Source organism: Rhodococcus sp. NPDC059968, from assembly GCF_042738615.1.
Lineage (GTDB): Bacteria > Actinomycetota > Actinomycetes > Mycobacteriales > Mycobacteriaceae > Rhodococcus_F.
On the sequence record NZ_JBHWUE010000105.1, the window covers coordinates 25024 to 31041 of the forward strand.

The following is a 6018-nucleotide window of genomic DNA, read 5'->3' on the forward strand; positions in this document are numbered from 1 at the left end:
CCTCACATGATCGATTCCGAACAAACCGAGTAGGAGCTGTATCAGCATGGGAAAGCTCGATGGGAAAGTCGCACTCATTACTGGAGCCGGCCGCGGACAGGGGCGGTCGCATGCCCTGACCCTGGCCAGGGAGGGCGCCAGCATTATTGCGGTCGACGTTCCCGGCACGATCGAATCGGTCGAATACGAGATGTCGAGCAGCGAAGACCTGGCACAGACCGTCAAGGGAGTCGAAGAACTCGACCGCAGAATCCTCGCAGTGGAGGCTGACGCCCGCTCGCAGGAATCTCTGGACAGCGCGGTCGCCGCCGGCCTTGCCGAGTTCGGCCAGATCGACATCCTCGTCGCCAATCACGGAGTACTGAGCATCGACCCGTTCTGGGAGATGAGCGAAGAGCGCTGGACCGACGTTCTCGACATCAATCTCAGTGGAATGTGGCGCGTGACCAAGGCTGTCACTCCGCACATGATCGAGCGGGGCCGCGGCGCCATTTGCATGACGGGATCCATCAACGCCATTGAGACCGGCCCCGGCTATACGCATTACAATGTTTCCAAGGCCGGAGTGCTGATGCTCATGAAGAACGTCGCCCTCGAACTCGGCGGCTACGGCATCCGATGCAATGCCATCTGCCCAGGAGCCACCAACACACGGATCGCAAATTGGCAGGGCTTGTACGACAGGTTGATCTTCCCAGGTGCGACCGGCCAGGACCTCTGGGATTCGAGTAAGAACTGGACCGGCCTCAAGGATCGACGACTTCTGGATCCACAGTCGCAAAGCAACGGAGTGCTGTTCTTGGTCTCCGATGATGCCGCAGATATCACCGGCGTCGCCCTCCCGATCGACGCAGGACACCTCATCCTTCCGGGGTACAACGGAACACCCGGATAGCACAAACTCGGTCGGTGACCGCTTCGAGGCGGCCACCGACCGTAGCTGGGTCGACCTGCAAACCTGCGCTTCGGATCGAACGTGCGCTCAATTCCCACCAAGAAAGACAGGGAGACGAGAATGTTCCCGAAAGTGCTCGCGACTCACAGAACGTCTTCGAGCTCACGAAGCATTGTGGCCTTCGCCTTCGCTCCGACGATCAGTTTTGCGGGTTCACCGGCCACGAACAGGATCATCGTGGGAATAGACTTCACATTGTAATCCTCTGTAGTGCGCGGGTTTTGGTCAATGTCAAGCTTGGCGACGGTGATCTTGTCGCCATACTCGTCGGCAAGCTCCTCCAGAACAGGTGCGACCTTCTTACATGGGCCGCACCAGGTCGCCCAGAAGTCAACCAGCACGGGCTTCTCGCTCGATATCACGTCGAGACCGAAAGAATCATCGGTCACATTGATCGTGTGTGCCATCTCGTTCTTCTCCTTTGATGGTTCAGTTTCCCTCGCTCGCGCGGGATTCGGCGGATCATGGAATTAGTACAGTTCGTTCGATCGCTTTCGCGCTCAGTGGAGCAACGTCGGCGCGCTCGGCGAGCCATCGCTCAGCGTCGATTGCAGCCGAGCATCCCGTGCCGGCCGCAGTGATCGCCTGTCGGTAGTGATGATCGACCAGGTCTCCGGCGGCGAAGACTCCTTCGACCGAGGTCGATGTGGACCCACCACGCACCCGTACATAGCCTTGCGCGTCGACGTCAACCTGATCTTGTACCAGCTCACTTCGTGGGTCGTGGCCCACCGCCACGAACATTCCCGTAGCCTCTACTCGTGTCACTGAGCCTGTGACAGTGTTGCGCAGCCGTATCCCCGACACCGAGGTCTCCCCGAGTACCTCGACGACCTCAGAGTCAGTGATGAACCGGATCTGGTCATGGGTTCGTGCGCGCTCGAGCATGATACGGGACGCACTGAACTCCGTCCGACGGTGAATGATCGTGACGCTGCGGGCAAACCTCGTCAAGAAGGTTGCTTCCTCCATCGCGGAGTCGCCGCCACCGACCACCACGATATCTTGTTCCTTGAAGAAGGCTCCGTCGCACGTCGCACACGAGCTCACACCCCGTCCGAGGAGTCGCTGTTCCCCGGGAACATCGAGATATCGCGCCGCCGCGCCCATTGCAAGCACGACCGCGCGGGCAGTGTAGGTCGTACCGTTGGCGGTGACCTTCTTGATGGCACCTGAGAGATCGACCGACTCGACGTCTTCGGCTCGGAGGTCTGTGCCGAAGCGGCGTGACTGCTCGCGCATCTCATCCATCAATTCGGGTCCTGAGATTCCGGCTCGAAATCCTGGAAAGTTCTCCACCTCCGTGGTTGTCATCAATGCCCCACCAAACTGGGTTCCCTCGAAGAGGAGGGGTTCCAACTCGGCGCGCCCGGCATAGACTGCGGCGGTGTATCCGGCCGGCCCGGATCCGATGATGATGATGTCCCGGATCCGAGCGGCCCCGCTCTCTGCTGCGTAGCTCGTTCGCCCTACTGTGGTCATGCGGAAACCTCCGGTATTGAGTGACTGCTACGCGTCGATATCGAGCGGATTTGGTACGTTGTGGAACGAAAGCTTCTAAACCAGCTGGAATCCGGCGTCGACGGGAAGCTGAATTCCGGTGATGTAGCGCCCCTCGTCCGATGCGAGGAAGGCGATAGCGTTGGAAATGTCGATCGGCTGAACCCACGGGATGGGCAATGCGTTCAGACTCTGGTACACGGGCTCACTTTCCTCCCGCGTCGGATTCTCGCTGTTCGGAACAAACGCCTTGCGTAAGGCCGGATTCTGAATCATGTCGGTATCGCAATTCGTCGGGTGTATCGCATTGACACGAATGTTGTATTGAGCCAACTCGATCGCAAGAGCCTTGACGATTCCGACAACACCGTGCTTAGCGGCAACGTAGTGACAGGCACCCGGCACAGGACGCAGCGCGACGGCGGAGCTGGTTGCCACAATCGAGCCGCCTCGCCCACCGGCGATGATATGCGGTACCGCCGCCTTGATCGTGTTGAAGACACCGGTCAGACAGGTTCCGATCGTCTCATCCCACATTTGTGCAGTGAGATCCTGGACAGGGCTGAGACTGACGATGCCAGCGTTGGCGCACACAATGTCGAGTCGGCCCAGCTCGGCCACCCCCTGCCCGATGGCGGTGTCGAGCTGGGCGAACTCGCGAACGTCCGCTACGGTCGCAACAACCCGGCGGTCCAACTCCTCGATCTGCCGCACTGTCTCCTTCAGATCCGCGGGAGTGGACATCTCGTACTCAATTGTGGGGATCTGCGAGCACACATCGACAGCGATGATGTCCGCGCCTTCCCGCGCCAACCTCAATGCATGGGAGCGCCCCTGACCGCGTGCCGCACCGGTGACGAATGCTACGCGTCCTTCTAGTTTTCCTGACATCGAGAAGTCCCTTGCTACTATTTCTCGGCTTGCAGCGCGGCCACACCGGCTGGGTCTTTGTAGTACGAATCCAGTGAAGTGATCCGTCCGTTCTTTACGGTGTACAGTTCCGTGACTCTCGTCGGGAACTTCCGCCCGGTCTTCTTCGACGTGAAGGTCAGAGCCATTTTCGTGACAATCACTCCCTCAGCGTCGAGGTAGTCACACGAGTCAACCGCGGCATCCATCTCTGCGGTCATGAGGACCAGAAGCTTGGAAAATCCCTTCGGTCCACCTTTGTACAGACCCGAGTGGTTCATGCCTTCGGCTTCGTCGATGACGCCGTCATCCGCCAGATGCGTGAGCGCCGTGTCGATGTCACCGCGGGAGAATGCCTCGACGAAGGCTTGCACTACTTTCTTTTCGCTGTCACTCATGATGGTGTCCTTGTCTATGTTGTTACGACGATGGTGATCGATATCCCGATCACCAGCTTCTTCATTTGCGAAGGCTACGGACTCGTTCGTCGATCATGTTGTCCCACAATGCAACAGTGTCCGTCTTATCGGATCTGATCGATCAGGGCGGCCATTCGGTCGAGCGTCGAGAGTGACTCGGACTCCGATGCCGGTTCCAACATGAGCGCAACGCGCTCAATGTTGGCGTCGCGGTATGTCTTGAGAATTGCCATGTCGTTGTAGTCTGCGCCGAAGACGGTGACCGGAAGGCCTGGAATATGCTGGGCCGCCAGATCGATCTGTTCCTGCGCGCCGACCAGGTCGCCGGCGGCGGTCGCGATCCAGCCGTTTCCCAGTTCTTTGATCCTCCGGAACGTGCTGGCACTCTGTCCGCCAACATATATCGGGGGGTGCGGCGTCTGAACTGGCTTTGGCCACGCCCAGATCGGGTCGAAATCGACGAATTTGCCATGGAACTCGGCTTCGTCGTTGGTCCATATTTCCTTTAGCGCGCCGAGTTGCTCACTCATGAGTGATCCGCGCGTACGCGGGTCGACGCCATGATTGCTCATCTGTTCACGATGCCAACCTGCTGCAACTCCGAGGATGAACCTTCCCCCGGACACAAGATCGACAGATGCGATCTCTTTGGCCAACTGGATGACATCCCGTTGGATGACTAACGTGATCCCGGTGCCGAGCACGAGACTCTTCGTGACAGCAGCAGCAGTCGCCAATACGACAAAGGGGTCGAGTAGGTGCGAGTAGTAAGTCGGTATGGCACCGCCGTAGGGGAAGGGGGTCTTCCCGTGCACGGGAATGTGCGAATGCTCCGGCACCAGTAGCGATTCGAATCCGCGCTCTTCGACTGCCTTTGCGAGCACGGCTGGTCGGATGCCATCGTCGGAGACGAAGGCGCCGATTCCGAGTTTCATGATCAATTCTTCCTGTTGGACGTTGATTCGGTAGGCACTCGACACTTAGCGGGCCCTGTATTGGGAGCGACGGAACAGCGACACGATCTGTGACAGCGGGAATGTGGGTCGAGGCACATGCGAAGGAATGCGCGGTCCGAGATAGTGCTGCCTGGTTCGGTGCTCGAGCGCTCAGCGATGTATTCCGATGGTGTAGCTACTGACGTCAGTGGTGGGAACGAGCGAGGGGGCCGAATCAGTTGACTCCGCCCCCTCGCCCAAACATGCTGACACTCGATTCTCAGCGACCTCGACTACCGGTGTCGCTTGGAGTGGAGGTCAGCCCATTGCGCCGACCTTCACCCATTCCGTTCCGCCCCAGGGGGTCGCGACGACGCCGCCACTTGCCGGACCCTGGTCCTTGAAGTGGTCGGGAAGATCGTCTCGGAGGTCCCACGTCGCATCCAGTCTGCCGAATCCAACACAGAATGCTGCGATCTGACCGAGTTCCACGATCTCTTCTTCACTGAAGTGCAGACGAAGATCGTCATAGAAGGCATCGTCGATGGCGAGGTGATTGGTTGCCATCAACTCGGCGAAGCGGAGCGCGGCACGTTCCGCGGGCGAAAGGTTCTCCGCCTCCTCGGGCTTCTCCAATGAGCACACGAGGTCTTCGTCAAGGCCGTCTGCGAGTGCACTTTCGTAGCGCATCGCCATACAGCTGCGGCACTGGTTGTAGAAAGCGATTCGTAGCCGAACCATTTCGACCAATCGAGGCGGGAGGGTCACTGTCTCCGCCATCCATGCACCGAAGAAACTCACGAGCGCGACGGCACGCTCTGGACGACGTGCATGAACCCGCATGACGAGCGGTACATCTTCGCCCATGAGGGGTACGTAGACCTCTGGGGGCGCCGGTGCGATACGAGCCATTACTACTCCTTAGACAGCCGATGTCCGATACATTTTCCTGGACCGGTATTCAGAATTGTGCCCTCTTTCGGGCCGATTGCGTTGTGTCAGTTCCGGACACTTGGTCCTCCAATATCACTGCGCAACAATGAATCACCGTGCGCAGGATGCACGACCAGGAATGCATTCGCAGTCGACGCGCGGTCCGACAAGTGCCCGCGAGCAGGGACTGCCCACCAGACCAACGGAATGGATAGGCCCGTCGATCGCGTTGATCACGATCGACGACTAGCGGGCGTGCATGGTCAGAGGGCTTTGAGTTCCTCGGTGACCTCGGCGACCGACTTCTTCGCGTCCCCGAACAGCATGGAGGTGGTGTCGGCGAAGAACAGTGGGTTGTCGATGCCGG

At 59.1% G+C, this 6018-nt stretch carries 8 protein-coding genes; 1 reads left to right on the forward strand and 7 read right to left on the reverse strand.

The genetic code is table 11. From position 1 onward, the window contains the following. Window positions 1-46 precede the first annotated feature (46 nt). On the forward strand, window positions 47-895 hold the full coding sequence (locus ACFWAY_RS44540; RefSeq protein ID WP_378515033.1) for a mycofactocin-coupled SDR family oxidoreductase: 849 nt from the start codon (window positions 47-49) through the stop codon (window positions 893-895). A gap of 143 nt (window positions 896-1038) precedes the next feature. On the opposite strand, the gene trxA is transcribed toward ACFWAY_RS44540, so the two are convergent. The 7 genes from trxA to ACFWAY_RS44575 form a co-directional block, all read right to left on the reverse strand. Further along, on the reverse strand, window positions 1039-1362 hold the full coding sequence (gene trxA / locus ACFWAY_RS44545; RefSeq protein WP_378515034.1) for a thioredoxin: 324 nt from the start codon (window positions 1360-1362) through the stop codon (window positions 1039-1041). A gap of 55 nt (window positions 1363-1417) precedes the next feature. After that, window positions 1418-2437 (reverse strand): thioredoxin-disulfide reductase, encoded by a 1020-nt coding sequence (gene trxB, locus ACFWAY_RS44550; protein ID WP_378515036.1) that lies wholly within the window; start codon window positions 2435-2437, stop codon window positions 1418-1420. Window positions 2438-2512: 75 nt separating this feature from the next. After that, window positions 2513-3346 (reverse strand): mycofactocin-coupled SDR family oxidoreductase, encoded by an 834-nt coding sequence (locus ACFWAY_RS44555; RefSeq protein WP_378515038.1) that lies wholly within the window; start codon window positions 3344-3346, stop codon window positions 2513-2515. A 17-nt stretch (window positions 3347-3363) separates the two neighbouring features. Then, window positions 3364-3762: a nuclear transport factor 2 family protein gene (locus tag ACFWAY_RS44560; protein WP_378515039.1), complete on the reverse strand. Its 399-nt coding sequence runs from the start codon at window positions 3760-3762 to the stop codon at window positions 3364-3366. Window positions 3763-3887: 125 nt separating this feature from the next. Further along, window positions 3888-4718: an LLM class F420-dependent oxidoreductase gene (locus ACFWAY_RS44565; RefSeq protein WP_378515041.1), complete on the reverse strand. Its 831-nt coding sequence runs from the start codon at window positions 4716-4718 to the stop codon at window positions 3888-3890. A 318-nt stretch (window positions 4719-5036) separates the two neighbouring features. After that, window positions 5037-5630, reverse strand: coding sequence for a carboxymuconolactone decarboxylase family protein (locus ACFWAY_RS44570; protein ID WP_378515043.1), 594 nt, complete (start codon window positions 5628-5630; stop codon window positions 5037-5039). A 284-nt stretch (window positions 5631-5914) separates the two neighbouring features. Further along, on the reverse strand, window positions 5915-6018 hold a 104-nt coding region (locus tag ACFWAY_RS44575), incomplete at its 5' end, for a hypothetical protein (protein ID WP_378515046.1).